We start from the raw sequence: 18,246 nt of genomic DNA, 5'->3' as shown, positions 1-18,246 counted from the left end.
AGTTCCCCAAAAAGCAGCGGATCATTGCTTATAGTAGGAAGAGATAGCAAAAAAGCCTGACCGCTCCAAGGAGGAGCGGCCAGGCTTTACAAAAACATCAAATGAGGAGATTGAACAAAACCGGATCCTTGTTCAGCTCCAGGAAGTTAAGTCCCTTCTTGTGCATGCGCGCAACGAGCGGTTCGTAATCGTTGCGGTTCTTGAGCTCGATGCCGACGAGCGCAGGCCCGTTGTCTTTGTTGTGCTTCTTCGTATATTCGAAGCGGGTGATATCATCATCGGGTCCGAGCACCTCATCGAGAAATTCGCGCAAAGCGCCTGCCCGCTGCGGGAAGTTGACCATGAAGTAATGCTTCAGCCCTTCGAATACGAGCGAGCGCTCCTTGATCTCCTGCATGCGATCGACATCGTTGTTGCCGCCGCTGACGACGCAAACGACCGTTTTACCGGCGATTTGTTCCCGGTACAGATCCAGCGCCGCGATTGGCAGGGAACCTGCCGGCTCGACGACGATCGCATTCTCGTTGTACAGATCCAGCATTGCGGTGCAAGCTTTGCCTTCCGGAACGAGAATAATGTCATCGATCATATCCCGGCACATGCGGAAGGTGAGTTCGCCGACTCGTTTAACGGCAGCGCCGTCCACGAACTTATCGATCGTATCCATCGTCTGCACTTCGCCCGCATCAAGCGAGGCACGCATGGAAGCGGCGCCTTCCGGCTCAATGCCGATCAGCCTCGTGCTTGGCGAGACGGCTTTGACATAAGCGCCTACGCCTGCAGCAAGACCGCCGCCGCCAATGGTGACGAACACGAAGTCCGGCGCAGATTCGATTGCTTCCATGATCTCTTTGCCGATCGTTCCGTTGCCCGCGATGATCTTCGGATCGTCGAAGGGATGTATGAAGGCAAGATCATCTTTGCGGCTAGCTGCAATGGCTTCGTTGAACGCATCGTCGAACGTATCGCCGGTTAGAATAATTTCCACATCGGCACCGCCGAAGAAAGCGACTTGATTGACCTTCTGCCGAGGCGTGGTGCTGGGCATATAGATTTTGCCGGGGATACCGAGCGTATGGCAGGAATAGGCGACGCCTTGGGCGTGGTTGCCGGCACTGGCGCAGACGACGCCGCGCATCACACGTTCTTCGGGAAGCGATTTGATTAAGTGATACGCACCCCGCAGCTTGAACGAACGGACGACCTGCAAATCCTCCCGTTTCAGATAAACGTTGCAGCCGTAGCGCTCGGACAGCACTCGGTTATGCTGCAGAGGTGTACGTGCCGCCACTTCCTTTACGTGCATTTGCGCTTGTGCAATTTCGGTCAAACCAACAGAGATCGTCGAACTCACATTCCATTCATTTCCCATGACAGCCCATTCCTCCCCGGATACTTATAAACAACAAAAAAATCCCGTCCCTCAAGGGACGAGATTGATCTCGCGTTACCACCCTACTTCCGTTAAACCCTTCGTCATCGAAGGCTGAAACGGCTCTTTGTCACGTACTAACATACGCGCTCCGTATAACGGCGGATACCGTCCATGCTTACTGACCAGGCTCCAAGCGTGCTTGAAGCGGGCGGGTTCTGCAAGGCTTCTTCGGGAGGATGCGGCATAGCTCGGCAAACGTCGGCTTTCAGCGGGTGCGCCGACTCTCTGGGGATTGTCCATAGCGATGTGCGTGTTCCCATCAACGAATTTCAACATTCAATTAACCTTGTTATACTCCCAAGCCAGCCAATTGTCAACGGGCATTTGCCTAGGATATTTAGCCAACGGCCCGGTAATGATGAGGGGACATGAACATAAGGAGTGTATGAGCATGCCTTTTCGAAGCAATCGCTGGCTCCAAGTAGACATAATCGTTTTTGTCATTCTGTGGGGGCTGCTGGCGCTTTATCCCGTCCATGTGTTTGATTGGTGGATGGAAAATATATTGAACCTCCTGGCGATTATCGGATTTGTAATCGGATACCGCTATTTCAAATTCAACAACCTCGCATATACGCTGATCATGATCTTCGTCTTGCTGCATACAGTTGGCGCGCACTACGCATACGGATTAACGCCTCTGGATCGATTCATGCACCATGTGTTTGATTTTAAGCGGAATCAGTATGACCGCGTGGTTCATTTTGCTTTCGGCTTATTGCTTGGTTATCCGGCAGTCGAGGTGCTGACCGGCGTCACGGGTTTGCGCAAAGGCTGGTCCTACTTACTCGTACCTTGGCTGCTTCTGGGCTTCGCTGCAATTTATGAAATCGGAGAGATGTATGTGGTGTTTGTTGCCCCTGCGGAGAAGGGGGACATGTTTCTTGGTGCGCAGGGGGACAAATGGGATGCCCAGCACGATATGGAGGTTACACTCTACGGCGCGATTATTACGATGCTATGGCTGTGGTTGTATAGACGAAATAGCAAAAAAGTCTAGGTTTATATAGGCGAGATCGGGAAAATGTCTAGAAATATTCAGGCGAGGTATTGACTCTGTCTAAATAAGTGCCGAGAGAGGTTGTCCGACTAACGAGGGGCGGGCGACTTTTTGGCATGCAAAAGAGGGTGTTGCTGTAAGACGGATAGGATTATAATGGATGGCATGGGAATGAGGAACAGGATGGGAAGTGGTGCGAGTTGAATACAACGCTTTATATGGTCAGGCATGCGGAATCCTCCTATTCGCCTAAAGAGGACCGTACGCGGGGCTTGTCTGCAAGAGGACAAGAGGATGTTCTCCGAGTAACGGCACTTTTGCGAGATATACCTGTCGACGCAGTCGTTTCCAGTCCGTATGCCAGAGCAATGCTGACCGTGCAGGGAATTGCCGAGCAGCGCGAATTACCGATTATTCCGTTTGAAGAGCTGCGAGAGCGGCAGCTTCACGGCATTGACTATCCGCTGGCAGAAGGCGAGTTTCAGGCTGCGATTAAGCGATCCTTCACAGATCACGATGCGGTGCTTCCCGGCGGGGAATCGTTCAGGCAGGCGCAGCAACGATCTGTGCCGGTTATCAAAGAGTTGCTCCGTGATTATCGGGGCAGGTCCATCGTTGTGGGGACGCACGGCAATGTGATGAGTATGATTATGCATGCGTTCGATGCTCGTTACGGCTGGGAGTTCTGGAAGAGCACCTCGATGCCGGACGTGTACCGACTGGAATTTCAACAGGAAGAGCTGATTGGGGTGGAACGTTTATGGAGCTGACCTACCGGGAGATGTTAGCGGCAGACTATGATGAATCCTACGCGTTATGGCTGAAGACAGAGGGAATGGTGCTGAGCGAAGCTGATTCCCGCGAGGAAATCGAAGGCTACTTAGCGCGCAACCCGGGCTGCAGCTTTGTCTGTGAGGATAGCGCCCGGCAAGTGGCAGGTACGATACTAGGCGGACATGATGGAAGGCGCGGCTTTATCTACCATGTAGCTGTATCGCCGGATCAGCGGGGCAAGGGGATAGGCGGGCAGCTCGTGAAGCTGAGTTTGGACAAGCTGCGCGAGGCGGGTATTCAGAAATGCCATCTGTTCGTCTTAGAGAACAACGAGATTGGCAATCGCTTCTGGTCGCGGTCGGGCTGGATAAAACGATCGGGTATTGCGATTTTTTCGACGGATACGTAGTGTGAGTATTGTCAGCTGGGCAGCAGGTACAGCCAGCTCAGCGGCAGCGAAATGTTTTGAAAGAGGCGTTAGATGCAAGGCCAATAGATATCATTAAAAACTAGGAGGCATAACCAAATGAACCAAACTAGCATTCAGCACATGGTTATTTTCAATTTGAAGCATGAGCAAGGATCGGCTGCGGCCGAGCAGTTCTTGAACGACGGCGAGCGTCTGTTGACCTCGATTCCGGTCGTGAAGGCGTTTAGTGTGTTCAAGCAAGTCAGCGTGAAGAACGATTACGACTACGGTTTCTCCATGGTGTTCAGCAGCCAAGAAGATTATGAGACCTATAACGCGCATCCGGTGCATGTTGATTTTGTCGAGAACAGATGGATTCCTGAGGTTGACCGGTTCCTAGAGATTGATTTTAAGAAACGATAAAAGATAGATTTAGGGCTTGTTGCCGCATACGCAAAACACAGGCTGGGAGGAATGCAGAATGACAAGGCGGCAAGCTGCTGCAGGTGCGGTGCTCTCGCTTGCTTTTCCGGGAATTGTGTATGCCATTCTTTACGCCATTGTGGAACTGAAGAATAGGCAACCGCAGGATTATGCGTACCATGACAGTTACTTTCTGGTGATGCATGTCGGATGGATCGGTTACATGACCTGCGCGGCGATAGTGATGGTGTTTTATGCGATTGCAGTTACCGGCTATCGGTTCGTAAAGCGGCTCGGAAGAGGCTGAACTGCCTCGGGAGAAGGACAAAAGGAAGCTGTTGGCTGTGAAACCGAAGTGGGCGGTGGTCTTGATGTCGCGTCTAATTAAACATGCAGAGCTTCATGAAGCGGGAATCGTGTTGTTAACGATTCGGGAAGCTTTTCAAGAGTTTGAGGGCAAGTTGATTCCGCAATCGGGGGCGCTGAGGGAAACAGAGGCTAGCATTCGCGGCGAAATCGCGGAAGGCGGCGGCGCCGTGATTGTCTGGGATGGTGCCGAGCCAATCGGGGCGGCGGTTTACTCGTTCAAGGACTCCTACTTGTACATCGGCAGAGTTTCCGTGAAGCCGGCATGGCGCGGCAAAGGCATAGGGCGCGAGATTATGGCGTACTTGGAGGGTTTCGCAGTCGACAGCGGCTGCTCGGAAACCGAAGTTGGCGTGAGGCTGTCGATTCCGGGCAACGTAAACTTCTACGCGGGGATGCAGTATGAAGTAAGGGAGCATCTATTCTACCCCGAGGGCACGGACAGCTGGTATGTGATGAGAAAGAGAATTGTTTAGTGAAAAAGGAGCTGCCTTATCATCCGGGTCGGATGGTAGAAGGCAGCTCCTTTTTGGATTTGTAGGAGCGGAGAATGGAAGAGAGGTATGTGTTACCGCTCTTTAGTCGAAAATGCCGCGTTTGGCTGAATGTGCGGTATGAGTTACCGCTCATTGCGCTGAAAGGGTCTGTTTTGATTAATGTGGGGGAACTGGTACCTTACTATTCTGCTGGAGAGTTGCTCTGAGGGCAACACATTGGCTTGAATAGTTGGTTGTTGGTGGATGTGTTGCTCTGGGAGCAACTCATTGGCTGGAATAGTTGGTTGTTTGCTGATGTGTTGCCCTGGGAGCGATACATTGGCCGATTGGTTGGTTGATTGCGGAAGAGTTGCTCTGGGAGCAACTCATTGGTTGGAATCGTTGGTTATTTGCTGATGTGTGGCTCTGTGAGCGACACATCGGCTCGAGTGGTTGGTTGTTTGCGAGAATGTTGCTCTGATGGCATTACATTGGCTAGATTGGTTGGTGCAGATGTGTTGCCTAGAGGGCATCACATTGGCTCGATTAGTTGCTTGGATTCGATAATATTCGCTCGAACTCAGTGGTGAGGAGCGGCACGACCTCGAATAGGTCGCCGACGATGCCGTAATCAGCGACGCCGAAGATGGGGGCGTCCGGGTCTTTGTTGATCGCGACGATGACGCGGGATTGGCTCATGCCGGCGAGATGCTGGATAGCGCCGCTGATGCCGCAGGCGATGTAGAGCTTTGGCGTGACCGTTTTGCCGGTCTGGCCGATCTGCAGCGCGTAGTCGCAGTAGCCGGCATCGCAGGCACCGCGCGAGGCGCCGACTGCGCCGCCGAGCACCTGTGCCAGCGCTTCGAGAGGCGCGAAGCCATCTGCGCTGCGCACGCCCCTGCCGCCGGCGATGATGATATCCGCCTCGGCGAGATCGACCCGTCCGCTTGCTTTGCGAACGACATCGCGGACGATGGTCCATAAAGGCGGCGCGGCGTAGGGGAGCGCCGCAATTGTGCCCTCGCTGCCGGCATCGACCGGCTCCGCGACGGGCAGATTGTTCGGGCGCACCGTTATGACGCACGGTGCGCCTCGCTCGATGCGCCGCTGCTCGAACGCCTTGCCGGCGTAGAGCGGGCGAGTGAAGATCGCGCCTTCGACATCGCCGTCCTCCGGCACGGAGACGGCAGTCACATCCGCGATGTGGCCGCCCTGCACGGCGGCGGCCACGCGGGGCGCGAGCTCGCGCCCCGCCGCGGTGTGGCCGAGCAGAATGATGCTCGGCTGCACCGCAGCAATGGCTGCGCCGATGGCGGCGGCGTACGCCTCAGGCGCAAAGCCCGCCAGGGCGGGGTCGTCGACGACATGGACGACCCCCGCCCCACGGGCGGCCAGCTCGGCGGCAGCCTCAGCGAGCGCCGCCGAACCGCTGCCCGCCAAGACGGCATGCACGCTGCCGCCGTCACCGGCCAGCAGCCTGGCGACGCCGAGCGCTTCCAGCGCCACGCGCCGCAGCTTGCCCTCCGCGCACTCGGCATACACGAGTGCCGTTCGTTTCAATGAATCGCTCATCGCTCGTATACCTCCATAGCATAAATGGTGGTGCTCTCAGAACAGCTTCGCTTCGCGCTGCAGCAAATACGCTAACGCGGCGGCCAGCTTGCTTAATACAGCTTCACCGCAGCTTCACTGCTCTCAGAACAGCTTCGCTTCGCGCTGCAGCAAATCCGCCAACGCGGCAGCCTGCTCGCCCGGCGTGCCGGCGAGCTTGCGACCCGCTGCGCGCACCGGCGGCGCAAGCAGCGCGACCCGCTCCGTGCGGGGCGCAAGGTCATCCGCGCCTAGCCCGAGCTCCGCTGCGGTCACTTGCTTAAGCGGCTTGCGCTTCGCTTTCATAATGCCCGGCAGCGAAGGGTAGCGCGGCTCGTTCAGCCCTTGCTGCGCGGTAATCAGCGCGGGGAGGGGGACCTCCACCGTCTCCAAGCCCCACTCAGTATCCCGTTCCACGACAGCGGTTAACCCACCGCTGCCTGCCCAAGCCGCACCGCTTTTTGCATTTCCCGCACCGCCATCCCGCACCTCAACCTTCAGCGCCGCAGACGCATGCGGCAAACCGAGCAGCTCCGCCGCCTGCAGGGCGACGCTTCCCGCTCCGCGGTCAACGGCAAAAAGCCCGGCCAGCAGCAGGTCCGGCTGCAGCGACTTCACGACTGCGGCCAGCGCCGCTGCGATGGCGCGGTCGTTCCCTTGCAGCCCCTCATCGCTGATATGCACCGCTTCGTCGGCTCCCATTGCAAGGCCGGTGCGAAGCGCCTCGACGGCGCGCTCCGGTCCGCAGCTGACGACGGTGACGCTGCCGCCATGGGTGTCGCGAAGCCGAAGCGCTTCTTCAAGCGCGTACTCGTCGTAAGGGTTAATGATGTATTTCACGCTATGCTCGGATACAGCCCCGCCAACGAGCTCGATTTTTTCCTCCGTATCAAAGGTTTGCTTCATCAGAACCACTACTTGCATCGGTACCAAACACCTCCCGATCGTTCGTATCAGTCATACGGCCGCTCTGCGTCCGAATACGATAAACTAAGCCCTCTATACATGCTTCGCCCAGTGTTACCTTATGAACTTGGCCCTTAAAATAGACCGCAGCGGGGCGCCTTCGATGGAGCCCTTTCCGCATGTTACCGCTCGGGAGGACATATACTGAATCACTCCGCGATTCCAGAAAAGGAGGGATCCTTGTGGGGTTTTTAAGTGCGCATCTGCTTGCGGCGTTGTTGCGATGGCTGCTTTTTGCAGGGATGACGGGAATTGCGCTCTGGTGCTTCTACACCGTTGTGATACGGCGGGTGGGTTACATTCGGATGGGCCGCAGCGGGGGGCCTAATCGGCCGTCATCAACCGTTCACGATACGTCCGATCCCGAAAATGATAACCGCGAGGAGATGCTGCATACCTCTTCCTTCGCGGCAAACGCAGCGCTCGCATCGGCGGCAACGGGAAACGAGAGTACGCGCAGAGGCTGGGACTGGGTGCTTCAGGTGTTTGGCCATCGGAAGCTGCTGAAGGATATTCGCAGCGGGCTTATGCATGTCGTCATCTTCTACGGCTTTATCGTGCTGCAATTCGGCGCGATCGATATCATCTGGAAAGGAATTAGCGGGAAGCCGCTGCCGCTGCCGGCTTATGATGCTTTTGTCCAATCTCAGGAAATAACCGTGCTGCTCGTTCTTCTGGCTATTTTGTACGGCGGTTTTAGGCGTTACGTCGAGCAGCTTAGACGGCTCAAGAGGGGATGGAAGCCCTCCCTCGTGCTTTGGTTTATTGGCGGGCTGATGGTGACGGTCCTCCTCACCCAAACGTTTGACAGACTGCATGCGGCGGGGCAACTGCAGCTCCAATCGAACTCCCTTTACACGAGCCATGCTCCCGTTTCTTCCGCAATAGCGGAAGCGCTGCGAGACATCGGCATGACGGCTGCCGTGGGAAGGGTTTTCTATGAGCTGTTCTGGTGGCTGCACTATGCGGTGCTCCTGGCGTTCCTGGTGTATGTGCCGCAGTCGAAACATTTTCACATCATGACAGCGCCTATTAATCTGTGGCTTCGCCGCAAAACGCCCCCAGGCAAGCTGGTGCCGCTCGATCTGGAGGATGAGGAAGCGGAGTCCTTCGGCGTCGGCGCGGTGGAGCAATTCACGTCCAAACAGCTTCTGGATCTCTACGCATGCGTCGAATGCGGGCGCTGTACCAATGTTTGTCCCGCTTCAAACACCGGCAAGCTGCTGTCGCCCATGCATCTCATCGTGAAGCTGCGCGACCACCTGACCGAGAAAGGAGCGGCGATTACTTCCAAATCGCCGTGGGTCCCATCGTTTGGCGGGCAAGTCGAAAAGCTGCAAACGAGTGCGCATGTGATGACGAGCGCAACGCCGATATGGGTGCACCGCAGCAACGCTCACCATTCGGCGGCAACGACGACGACGATCGAGCCTACGATGACCGTGCAGCAGCAAGCATGGAACGTGCACGAGGATACAGCGGTTTCGGAAGTGGCGCTGATCGGCGAGGTGATGACGGAGTCGGAGCTGTGGGCCTGCACCACCTGCCGCAGCTGCGAGGAGCAATGCCCTGTCGGCAACGAGCATGTGGACAAAATCATCGACATGCGCCGTTATCTCGTCCTCATGGAAGGTCGCATTCCGGCAGAAGGCCAGCGCGCGATGAACAATATCGAGCGGCAAGGCAATCCGTGGGGGCTGCCGCGCGCCGAACGTGCCGCATGGCTGAAGGCGTATGAGGCTGAAGCGGCCGCTCTGAGCGGCGGCGATGGCGTTCAACAACCGGCAAAGCCCGTGCGGACGATGCAGGAAGCCGTTCGGCAAGGCGAGCAGCCGGAGCTGCTGCTGTGGGCCGGTACGATGGGGGCGTATGATCAGCGAAGCCGCAAGGTCCTTTTTGCTTTCGTTCGTTTGCTTCAGGAAGCGGGAATACCGTTTGCCGTGCTGGGCGGCGAGGAGAAAAATTCCGGGGATACGGCGCGGCGGATGGGCAACGAGCTGCTGTTCCAAACGCTTTGCCGCGACAATGTCGAGACCCTGCAGCGTTATGGCATTCGAAGGATTGTCACGATTTGCCCGCATACGTTCAATTCTCTCAAGAATGAGTACTCTGACTTCGGCTTAAGCGCTTCGGTCGTTGTCGAGCATCATACGACAATGCTTGCCCGCCTTGTGGCACAAGGGAAGCTGCGTCCCGTTCATCAGGTGAAGGAGCGGATCGTGTATCACGATTCCTGCTACCTAGGCAGGTATAACGGCATCTACGATGCGCCGCGTCAGGTGCTCCGTGCGATACCCGGCGTCAACCTGGTGGAGATGGAACGAAGCCGGCAAAACGGGATGTGCTGCGGAGCCGGCGGCGGCCTCATGTGGATGGAAGAACGCACCGGACTGCGGGTTAATGAGGCCAGAACTTCACAGGCGCTGGAAACCTCTCCGACGGTTATCGGTTCGGCTTGCCCGTATTGTCTCACGATGATGGAGGATGGCATCAAGCAGCTTGGCGCGGAGGAGAAGGTCAGAGCAAGGGATGTTGCGGAACTGCTCGCCGAAAGTGTTTTCGGAAAATCGCAAGCAAGCACTGTTACTTAAAAGGGGGGAGCTATGTGGGAGTACGAGCTTCACGGTCGACGCCAATTCGCCGCGCGGCTGTTATTGGGTCGGGCGTTATGGGAGCCGGCATCGCCGCTCATCTTGCCAATGCAGGCATCAGCGTGCTGCTGCTCGACGTACCGCCTGCCGCGTTGACCGAGCAGGAAAGCCGTGCCGGCTTGACGCTGGAGGATAAGCGTGTCCGCAACAGGCTTGCGGCGGCAAGCATCGCCAAGCTGGCGGGTCAGCAGCCGCCTGCTCTGTATGATTTGGCTTTTGCCCAGCGGATTACGGCAGGCAATCTGGAGGATGATCTCGCCAAGCTGGCAGGCGTTGAATGGATTGTTGAAGCCGTGGTGGAGCGGCTCGATGTGAAACGCAATGTGTTTGCGCGCGTGGAAACGGTGCTGAAGCCGGGGACGCTTATTACGACGAACACCTCCGGGCTGTCGGTTGCGGCGATGTCGGAGGGGCGGAGCGAGGCGTTTCGGACCCATTTTGCAGCGGCGCATTTCTTTAATCCACCTCGGCATATGAAGCTGGTTGAGCTAGTGGCAGGCCCGGATACGGATGCTGCTGTTATGAGTCGGCTGACCCGGATCTGCGAGCTTCAGCTTGGCAAAGGCGTCGTCATTGCGAAGGATACGCCGAATTTCATCGCCAATCGGATCGGAACGTACGGCATGCTGACTACGATTTCCGCTATGAAGCAATTTGGACTAAGCGTCGATGAGGTGGATGCCCTGACGGGTCCTGCCATGGGAAGACCGAAGACGGCGACGTTCCGCATGCTCGATTTGGTCGGGCTCGATACGCTGCTTCATGTTGTGGATAACGTGCGGGAGCGCAGCGAGGATGCGATTGATCAAGAAGCGTTCACAAGGCCTCCGGAGCTTGAAGCGCTTGTGGCGCGAGGGTGGATTGGGGAGAAGGCGGGGGCCGGATTCTATCGCAAAATCAAGCGGCCCGGCGGCGGCAGCGATATTGAGACCTTGCAGCTGGATACGATGACTTATGCACCGAAGAAAAACGTGAATTCGCCGATTATCGAAGCGTCGAAGTCGGCAAAAGGGGCAGCCGGCAAGGTGAAAGCGCTGCTCTTCACCGATACGAATGATCGCTATGCGCAATTTGCTTGGCAGTCGATCAAGACGGTGCTCCTCTATGTCGCTCGTCAGATCGGCATTGTGGCGGACACGGTCCATGATGTGGATCGCGCGCTCGTCTGGGGCTTTAATTGGGAGCTCGGGCCGTTTGAGCTGTGGGATGCCATTGGCCTTGAACGGTCAGTTCAGCGGATGCGTGCCGAGGGAGAAGACATTCCGACGTGGCTCTCCGAGTGGTTGGCCTCGGGAAACACGAGCTTCTACAAGGAAGAGGGACAGCGCAGGTTCTATGTGAACCGCGAAGAGTTTCGACTGGTGCAGGAAGAGCCGGATGTCATATCGCTGGCGGGCCTCAAGCGGTCCGGCAAAGTGATTCTGGGCAATTCCGGCGCATCGCTGCTCGATCTGGGCGATGAAGTCGCATGCTTGGCTTTCCACTCTCCGAACAATGCGATTGGCGGAGATATTCTGACCGCGATTCGCCAAAGCGCGGATGAGGTCAGCCGCAATTGGCGCGGACTTGTCGTCGCGAATGAGGGCCGTCACTTCTGCGTCGGCGCTAACCTGATGATGCTGCTGATGGAAGCGCAAAATGGCGACTTCGATGAGGTGGACGACATCATTCGCCTGTTCCAGGACAGCATGCTGCTGCTCAAACGGCTGGATCGTCCGGTCGTCGCTGCCCCTCATCGGATGACGCTTGGCGGCGGCGTGGAAGCTTGCCTGCCTGCCGATGAAATTATCTACTCCGCGGAGACGTATTTCGGTCTCGTGGAGACCGGTGTTGGGCTCATTCCTGCCGGAGGCGGCTGCAAGGAAGCGGCGGCTTTGGCAGCTTCGCGCGCCGGAGCGGGGGGCGATCTGCAGCCGCATGTGAATGCGCTGTTCGAGACGATCGCGATGGCGAAGACTTCGGGTAGCGGCTATGACGTGCAGCGCATCGGCCTGATGCGGCCGCAGGATCGCGTCATTATCCGCGGCGAGAGCCGCGTGGCGGAGGCGAAACGGCGCGTGCTTGAACTTGATCAAGCGGACTACGCGCCGCAGCCTGCGGGAGTGCGTATCCGCGTAGCGGGGCGCGAAGGCCGTGCCGTGCTGCAGCTGGCCGTCGACGCGATGCGCCTTGGCGGGCAAGTGAGCGAGCATGACGTGCGCATCGGCCGCAAGCTCGCGCATGTACTTGCCGGAGGCGATGCCGCTCCGGGAGCGGAAGTGAGCGAGCAATATTTGCTCGATTTGGAACGCGAAGCGTTCCTCAGCTTGTGCGGCGAGCCGCTGACGCAAGCGAGGATGCGGCATATGCTTGCCACGGGTAAGCCGCTGCGGAATTAGCATGAAATAGGAAGTTAAGCTCAAGGAGGTGACCGCCAATGTTGAAAGCAAACCATCCGCTCGACGCTGTCATTGTGTCGGCGGTACGGACGGCTGTAGGCAAAGCGAAGAAAGGCAGTCTGGCGGATACGAGAGCCGAGGATCTGGGCCGAGCGGTGCTGCGAGCAGCGGTGGATCGTGTCCCCGGACTGACGTACGGCGACGTGCAGGACGTGATTATCGGGTGCGCGATGCCCGAAGGCGAGCAGGGACTGAACTTCGCCCGCATCATGACGCTGTATGCGGGTTATCCGGTCACGACGCCGGCTGTTACCGTGAATCGCTTCTGCGCCTCCGGCTTGCAGGCGATTGCTTACGCGGCCGAGCGAATCCGTCTTGGCGAGGCCGAGGTCGTGCTCGCCGGAGGGGTTGAAAGCATGAGCCATGTCCCGATGACCGGCTTCAAGCTTTCGCCGCATCCCGGCATTGCCGATGCGATGCCGGAGGTGTACATGGGCATGGGCCACACCGCCGAGGAAGTGGCCCGCCGCTATGGCGTCAGCCGCGAGGCGCAGGATGCTTTCGCTGCGGAGAGCCATCGCAAGGCGGCGCAGGCGCAAGCGGAAGGCCGGTTTCACGACGAGATCGTCCCCCTTCAAGTGCAGCGGGAAGGGGTAGACGATAACGGCCGGCCGTGGGCGCGCAGCTTGCTCTTCGACCGCGACGAAGGGGTCCGGGCAGATACGACCCCGGAGGTGCTGGCGAAGCTGAAGCCGTCGTTCGCGCGTGAAGGTACGGTCACGGCGGGCAACACGTCTCAGATGAGCGACGGCGCCGCAGCTGTAATCGTGATGAGCCGCGCGCGTGCGGAGAAGCTGGGGATTACGAAGCCACTTGCCGTCTTCCGCGCCTACAGTGTAGCGGGCGTTGCTCCCGAGGTTATGGGAATCGGTCCGATTGAAGCGATTCCGAAGGCGCTGGAACGCGCCGGCATTACGAAAGAACAGGTGGATGTGTTCGAGCTGAACGAAGCTTTCGCCGCGCAGTGCTTGCCAATTATTGAGCAGCTCGGCCTGGATCCGAAACGCGTCAATGTGAATGGCGGCGCCATCGCGCTGGGTCATCCGCTTGGCTGTACGGGAACGAAGCTGACCGTCTCCCTTATCCATGAACTGCGGCGCCGCGGCGGCGGAATCGGCGTCGTCTCGATGTGCATCGGCGGCGGCATGGGCGCAGCAGGGGTGCTTGAGGTGTCTCCTTGAGCCAACCACGCCAACCACATTAACCATTCAAACTCATTACTCACTCACTCACTCACTCACTCACTCACCACCCGCCGAACTGGATTTTTCCCCTGCTTTCGGTCTAACGAATCATGAAGCTCTTATTTGCTCGATATTAGCCGAAAAACCTGCATCCCGCGTTCTACTAATCCCAAATAGCGGCCAATTAGCAGTTTGAGGCTGAAAATGTTGCACAAAATGCAACATTTACGCTGGCTTCCAGCGAAAAACGGAGAAATGTTGCGCGAAATGCATCATTTCTCTATTGGATCGAGCCATTTAGCCCATAGGGAGCGAAAATGTTGCAGAATGAGCATCATTTGCCTGTAGTCATCATGAGAAACGAAGAAATGTTGCACAAAGTGAAACATTTCTTCTCAAAGCAGGCCATTAGCCGTTCGAGGCTAGCGGGCTGCATCTTGGGAAGCAGATAGAAAGGAGTGAACGTCAGATGGCGCAAAACAATCGATGGGGCGGCCGATTTGTCGTAGAGGATATGTCGCCGAGCGCAATCGTGACCCCGGAGGATTTTACCGAGGAGCAGCGGATGATCGCCGATGCGGCGCGCGCTTTTCTGGTGGGCGAAATTCGCCCCCGCGATGCCGAAATCGAGGCGCTCGATTACAAGCTGACGGTGGAGCTAATGCAGAAGGCCGGCGAGCTCGGCTTGCTCGGTGCTGATGTGCCCGAGGCTTATGGCGGGCTGGGGCTCGATAAAGTAAGCTCGACATTGCTCGCGGAGACGCTGGCGGAAGCCTCGTCCTTCGCGCTCTCCGTCGGAGCACATGTAGGTATCGGCACATTGCCGATTGTTTTCTTTGGTTCGCAGGCGCAGAAGGAGAAGTATCTGCCTGACCTTGCCGTGGGCAAGAAGATCGCCGCTTACTGCCTGACGGAGCCCGCTTCCGGCTCCGATGCGCTCGGCGCGCGCACGACGGCGAGGCTGACGCCGGACGGGAAGCACTATATTTTGAATGGCTCGAAATTGTATATTACGAACTCCGGCTTTGCGGATTTATTTATCGTGTACGCGAAGGTGAATGGGGACCACTTCACTGCTTTCATCGTAGAGCGCGGCTTGCCGGGCTTCAGCATTGGACCGGAGGAGCACAAGATGGGCATTAAAGGCTCCTCGACCTGCCCGATCTTCTTCGACGATACGCCGGTTCCGGTCGGAAATGTGCTGGGCGAAGTGGGAAAAGGCCATCTGATCGCCTTTAATATCCTGAACATCGGGCGTTTCAAGCTGGCGGCAGCATGCGTCGGAGGTGCGAAGGAAACGATCGGGCTCGCCGTCAAATATGCCAACACGCGCAAGCAATTCGGCCGGGCAATCGCGTCGTTTCCGCTGATCGGCGCGAAGCTCGCGGATATGAACATCGCTACGTATGTGCTGGAGAGCATGGTTTACCGAACGGCAGGCTGGATCGACGAAATGCTCAAGGAGAGCGAAGTTGAAGGTTCGGCAAGTGAAGGAGCAGACGCCGGGATGATCGCGGCAAAAGCCATTTCCGAGTATGCGCTGGAATGCTCCATTAATAAGGTGTTTGCGACGGAAGTGCTCGATTATGTGGCGGACGAAGGCGTCCAAATCCACGGGGGCTACGGCTATATCAAAGATTACAAGGTGGAGCGCATCTACCGCGATTCTCGGATTAACCGCATCTTCGAGGGCACAAACGAGATCAATCGGATGCTCATTCCCGGCACCTTGATGAAGAAAGCGCTCAAAGGCGAGCTGCCTCTCCTGCGTAAAGCACGCGCCTTGCAGGCGGAGCTGCTGCAGCCCATGCCGCTTCCTCTGTTCGACGAGCCGCTTAGCAAGGAAACCTTCCGCATCCAGCAGGGCAAGAAAATCTTCCTCGCCGTCGGCGGCATGGCTGTGCAGAAGTATGGGCTTGCGCTGGAGCAGCAGCAGGAAGTGCTCTGTCTCTTGGCCGACATGATGATTCAAGTGTTCGCGATGGAAAGCGCCAATCTGCGTACGCGCAAAATGCTGCTGCGCGGCGATTCCGCATCAGCTGCAGCCACGCAAAATGCAATCGACATGACAGTCGTCTTCGTTCAAGAGGCGATGGAACGGATCGAGCGCTATGCCAAAACAACGCTCGCCGCGCTGGAAGAAGGGGATGCGCTCCAAACCCAACTGGCCGTCATGAAGAAACTGACACGCTCCCCGCTTGTCGATACGATCTCGCTTAAACGCGGCATTGCCGCGCGCGTCATCCGCAGCCAGCAATACACGTTGTAGGGGGAGGCGTTTGGAGATGGAAGAACCGCGAGAGAGGCCTTGGCTTCGCTGTTACCCCGGTGAAATTGCGCCTGATGTGGAAATTCCGAATATGAGCATAAGCGATATGCTGCTTCAAACAACCGCCAAGTACCCTAACCATGAAGCGCTGCATTTCTACGGCAAGAAAACAACCTACCGCGAGCTGCTGTCCGCTTCCCAGCGGATGGCCGCGGGGCTGCAGGCAGCCGGCATCAGCAGAGGCGACCGCGTCGCGATCATGCTGCCGAACTGTCCGCAGACGATGATCGCATACTTCGGCGTGATGCTCGCCGGCGCTGTTGTCGTCATGACGAACCCGCTCTATGTGGAGCGGGAGCTGGAGCATCAGCTCAAGGATAGCGGCGCGGTAGCGATTGTAACCCTGGATTTGTTGTACCCCCGTTTAGAACGGGTGCGAGGCAAGACGCCTGAGGAGGGCCCCGTACCCCAGCTGCGTACCGTAATCGTTACCTCTATCCAAGACGCGCTCCCTTTTCCCAAAAACCTGCTCTTCCCGATCAAACAAAGACGCTCCGGAAATAATCCGCAAGTTGCTTACGGCAAGCACGGCGTAACGCGTTATACCTCATTTATGTCCAAAGCGCCTAAGCTGCCGTCCGAGGTGGCTGTCGATCCTGCCGCCGATGTCGCACTGATTCAATACACCGGGGGTACCACGGGCATTGCCAAGGGCGTCATGCTTACGAACCGAAATTTAATCGCGAATGCTAGGCAGTCTGTGGCGTGGTTTTACCGCATGGAAGAAGGGAAAGAGCGATTCCTTGCCGCTTTGCCGCTCTTCCATGTTTTTGGATTGACGGTCATTATGAATTTGTCCGTGATGATCGGCGGTACGATCATATTGCTTCCTCGCTTCGAGGTCGGCGTGGTGCTGGAGACGATCAAGAAGCTGAAACCGACGCTTTTTCCTGGCGCACCGACGATGTACATTGCGTTGTTGAACCATCCCGACGTAAAAAAATACGATCTGTCTTCTGTTCGGGTATGCGTCAGCGGGTCGTCGCCATTGCCGCTTGAAGTGCAGACGCAGTTCGAAGCGTTAACCGGCGGTAAAATTATTGAAGGCTACGGACTTACGGAAGCATCACCGGTGACGCATGTCAATCCGATCTGGACCAAGCGCAAAATCGGTACCGTCGGCCTGCCATTGCCGAACACCGATGCGAAGATCGTCGATATGACGACGGGCGAAGAGCTTCCGCAGGGAGAAGTCGGCGAGCTGCTCGTGCGCGGACCGCAGGTGATGCTCGGCTATTGGGGGAGGCCGGAGGCTACTGCTGCGACCTTTAAGGACGGCTGGCTGCGCACCGGAGACTTGGCGCAAATGGACAGCGACGGCTTCTTCGCCATTGTGGATCGGATCAAAGATATCATTATCGCCGGCGGCTTCAATATCTACCCCCGCGAGGTGGAAGAGGTGCTCTACGAGCATCCCGGCGTGCGTGATGCTGCCGTTATTGGCGTAAAGGACCCCTATCGGGGAGAGACGGTAAAAGCGTTTATCGTGCTGCGCAAAGATGTGAGCCTGTCATCCATGCAGCTTGATCGGTGGTGCAGAGATCGGTTAGCTGTATTTAAGGTGCCGCATCTGTATGAATTTCGAACCGAGCTTCCCATGACGATGATTGGGAAGGTGCTGCGGCGCAAGTTGCAGGAGGAGGAAGCGAATGAGCGAGAAGGAAACGGGATCGGACCAAGCACGCCCCCATAATGCAAGAGCTGCGCTTGATGCGCTAGCCGAGGCGGCCAAACCGACATTCTGGGGACACCTTGGCTGCGAGCTGGATCATGCAGAACCGGGGAAGGCGGTCGTGTCGCTGAATGTGCGTCCGGAGCATCTGAATCTGGCCCGCATCGTTCATGGCGGCGTGCTGGCCTCTTTGCTCGACAACGCAATGGGGCTTGTCGTGATCTTGGAGTGCCCGGGCGAGAAGACGGTGACGACGCAGCTGAATGTCCACTATTTGCAAAGCACGGGCATCGGGACGATACGCTGTGAAGCACTGCTTATTCATAAATCGCGCCGAACACTCACAATGCAGGGGCGTATTGTCGATAATACTGGAGAGCTGCTTGCATGGGGGAGCGGAACGTTTCGCAGAGTAACTTAATTGTAACATGTTACATTTTCGCAGAGGGTTGTTCGTGACATTGAAAGCGTTATCCCTTTCCCCTATAATTAGCATATCTGGAAAACAAATTGGGGGAAAGGGGAGATTGACG

Annotated in this window: 16 protein-coding genes; 12 read left to right on the top strand and 4 right to left on the bottom strand. The window is 57.1% G+C overall.

Annotated elements, in window-relative coordinates:
- Nucleotides 1-97: 97 nt before the first annotated feature.
- Nucleotides 98-1,372 carry a threonine ammonia-lyase IlvA gene (gene ilvA / locus BM412_RS24560; RefSeq protein WP_091224165.1) on the bottom strand — a complete coding sequence of 425 codons (1,275 nt, stop codon included), beginning with the start codon at nt 1,370-1,372 and terminating at the stop codon, nt 98-100.
- 137 nt (nt 1,373-1,509) lie between these two features.
- Nucleotides 1,510-1,695 (bottom strand): hypothetical protein, encoded by a 186-nt coding sequence (locus BM412_RS32240; RefSeq protein ID WP_218163181.1) that lies wholly within the window; start codon nt 1,693-1,695, stop codon nt 1,510-1,512.
- 131 nt (nt 1,696-1,826) lie between these two features.
- On the opposite strand from BM412_RS32240, the gene BM412_RS24555 reads away from it, so the two are divergent.
- The 6 genes from BM412_RS24555 to BM412_RS24530 all read left to right on the top strand — a co-directional run bounded on the left by BM412_RS24555 (nt 1,827) and on the right by BM412_RS24530 (nt 4,883).
- Nucleotides 1,827-2,435 carry a DUF2238 domain-containing protein gene (locus tag BM412_RS24555; protein WP_177246068.1) on the top strand — a complete coding sequence of 203 codons (609 nt, stop codon included), beginning with the start codon at nt 1,827-1,829 and terminating at the stop codon, nt 2,433-2,435.
- A 200-nt stretch (nt 2,436-2,635) separates the two neighbouring features.
- Nucleotides 2,636-3,205, top strand: coding sequence for a histidine phosphatase family protein (locus BM412_RS24550; protein WP_091224163.1), 570 nt, complete (start codon nt 2,636-2,638; stop codon nt 3,203-3,205).
- Nucleotides 3,196-3,618: a GNAT family N-acetyltransferase gene (locus tag BM412_RS24545; protein ID WP_091224162.1), complete on the top strand. Its 423-nt coding sequence runs from the start codon at nt 3,196-3,198 to the stop codon at nt 3,616-3,618. The genes BM412_RS24550 and BM412_RS24545 overlap by 10 nt, the downstream gene beginning before the upstream one ends.
- Before the next feature lie 117 nt (nt 3,619-3,735).
- Nucleotides 3,736-4,041: a Dabb family protein gene (locus tag BM412_RS24540; RefSeq protein ID WP_091224161.1), complete on the top strand. Its 306-nt coding sequence runs from the start codon at nt 3,736-3,738 to the stop codon at nt 4,039-4,041.
- A gap of 58 nt (nt 4,042-4,099) precedes the next feature.
- Nucleotides 4,100-4,348, top strand: a complete 249-nt coding sequence (locus BM412_RS24535; protein ID WP_091224160.1) for a hypothetical protein — start codon at nt 4,100-4,102, stop codon at nt 4,346-4,348.
- Nucleotides 4,349-4,385: 37 nt separating this feature from the next.
- Entirely contained in the window at nt 4,386-4,883 is a 498-nt protein-coding gene (locus BM412_RS24530) for a GNAT family N-acetyltransferase (protein ID WP_091224159.1), read from the top strand.
- Nucleotides 4,884-5,429: 546 nt separating this feature from the next.
- Here the strand turns inward: BM412_RS24530 and BM412_RS24525 are convergent.
- Both BM412_RS24525 and BM412_RS24520 read right to left on the bottom strand, forming a co-directional pair.
- A complete protein-coding gene (locus BM412_RS24525) occupies nt 5,430-6,443 on the bottom strand; it encodes an electron transfer flavoprotein subunit alpha/FixB family protein (protein WP_091224629.1) in 1,014 nt (337 codons plus the stop codon).
- A gap of 135 nt (nt 6,444-6,578) precedes the next feature.
- Nucleotides 6,579-7,397, bottom strand: a complete 819-nt coding sequence (locus tag BM412_RS24520) for an electron transfer flavoprotein subunit beta/FixA family protein (RefSeq protein WP_091224158.1) — start codon at nt 7,395-7,397, stop codon at nt 6,579-6,581.
- Between the two features lie 284 nt (nt 7,398-7,681).
- Between BM412_RS24520 and BM412_RS24515 the strand changes: the two genes are divergently transcribed.
- The 6 genes from BM412_RS24515 to BM412_RS24490 all read left to right on the top strand — a co-directional run bounded on the left by BM412_RS24515 (nt 7,682) and on the right by BM412_RS24490 (nt 18,134).
- Nucleotides 7,682-10,030, top strand: coding sequence for a (Fe-S)-binding protein (locus BM412_RS24515; protein WP_371264860.1), 2,349 nt, complete (start codon nt 7,682-7,684; stop codon nt 10,028-10,030).
- Between the two features lie 14 nt (nt 10,031-10,044).
- Nucleotides 10,045-12,468: a 3-hydroxyacyl-CoA dehydrogenase/enoyl-CoA hydratase family protein gene (locus tag BM412_RS24510; RefSeq protein WP_256256571.1), complete on the top strand. Its 2,424-nt coding sequence runs from the start codon at nt 10,045-10,047 to the stop codon at nt 12,466-12,468.
- Between the two features lie 38 nt (nt 12,469-12,506).
- On the top strand, nt 12,507-13,709 hold the full coding sequence (locus tag BM412_RS24505; RefSeq protein ID WP_091224157.1) for an acetyl-CoA C-acyltransferase: 1,203 nt from the start codon (nt 12,507-12,509) through the stop codon (nt 13,707-13,709).
- Nucleotides 13,710-14,181: 472 nt separating this feature from the next.
- Nucleotides 14,182-15,981: an acyl-CoA dehydrogenase family protein gene (locus BM412_RS24500; RefSeq protein ID WP_091224156.1), complete on the top strand. Its 1,800-nt coding sequence runs from the start codon at nt 14,182-14,184 to the stop codon at nt 15,979-15,981.
- A 16-nt stretch (nt 15,982-15,997) separates the two neighbouring features.
- Nucleotides 15,998-17,734 carry a long-chain-fatty-acid--CoA ligase gene (locus BM412_RS24495; protein WP_091224155.1) on the top strand — a complete coding sequence of 579 codons (1,737 nt, stop codon included), beginning with the start codon at nt 15,998-16,000 and terminating at the stop codon, nt 17,732-17,734.
- Nucleotides 17,691-18,134, top strand: a complete 444-nt coding sequence (locus BM412_RS24490) for a PaaI family thioesterase (RefSeq protein WP_091224154.1) — start codon at nt 17,691-17,693, stop codon at nt 18,132-18,134. The genes BM412_RS24495 and BM412_RS24490 overlap by 44 nt, the downstream gene beginning before the upstream one ends.
- The last annotated feature ends 112 nt before the right edge of the window (nt 18,135-18,246 follow it).

Source organism: Paenibacillus sp. BC26, from assembly GCF_900116125.1.
Taxonomy (GTDB): Bacteria; Bacillota; Bacilli; order Paenibacillales; family Paenibacillaceae; genus Paenibacillus_Z; species Paenibacillus_Z lignilyticus.
The sequence above is the reverse complement of the archived record's forward strand: the minus strand, read 5'-3'. Positions and strand labels throughout refer to the sequence as shown.

Excerpts from the sequence above, each read along its gene's own strand:
- ilvA (WP_091224165.1), bottom strand. The coding sequence starts at position 1,372 with ATGGGAAATGAATGGAATGTGAGTTCGACGATCTCTGTTGGTTTGACC.
- BM412_RS32240 (WP_218163181.1), bottom strand. The coding sequence starts at position 1,695 with ATGGGAACACGCACATCGCTATGGACAATCCCCAGAGAGTCGGCGCAC.
- BM412_RS24555 (WP_177246068.1), top strand. The coding sequence starts at position 1,827 with ATGCCTTTTCGAAGCAATCGCTGGCTCCAAGTAGACATAATCGTTTTT.
- BM412_RS24545 (WP_091224162.1), top strand. The coding sequence starts at position 3,196 with ATGGAGCTGACCTACCGGGAGATGTTAGCGGCAGACTATGATGAATCC.
- BM412_RS24540 (WP_091224161.1), top strand. The coding sequence starts at position 3,736 with ATGAACCAAACTAGCATTCAGCACATGGTTATTTTCAATTTGAAGCAT.
- BM412_RS24535 (WP_091224160.1), top strand. The coding sequence starts at position 4,100 with ATGACAAGGCGGCAAGCTGCTGCAGGTGCGGTGCTCTCGCTTGCTTTT.
- BM412_RS24520 (WP_091224158.1), bottom strand. The coding sequence starts at position 7,397 with ATGCAAGTAGTGGTTCTGATGAAGCAAACCTTTGATACGGAGGAAAAA.
- BM412_RS24515 (WP_371264860.1), top strand. The coding sequence starts at position 7,682 with ATGACGGGAATTGCGCTCTGGTGCTTCTACACCGTTGTGATACGGCGG.
- BM412_RS24505 (WP_091224157.1), top strand. The coding sequence starts at position 12,507 with ATGTTGAAAGCAAACCATCCGCTCGACGCTGTCATTGTGTCGGCGGTA.
- BM412_RS24500 (WP_091224156.1), top strand. The coding sequence starts at position 14,182 with ATGGCGCAAAACAATCGATGGGGCGGCCGATTTGTCGTAGAGGATATG.
- BM412_RS24495 (WP_091224155.1), top strand. The coding sequence starts at position 15,998 with ATGGAAGAACCGCGAGAGAGGCCTTGGCTTCGCTGTTACCCCGGTGAA.
- BM412_RS24490 (WP_091224154.1), top strand. The coding sequence starts at position 17,691 with ATGAGCGAGAAGGAAACGGGATCGGACCAAGCACGCCCCCATAATGCA.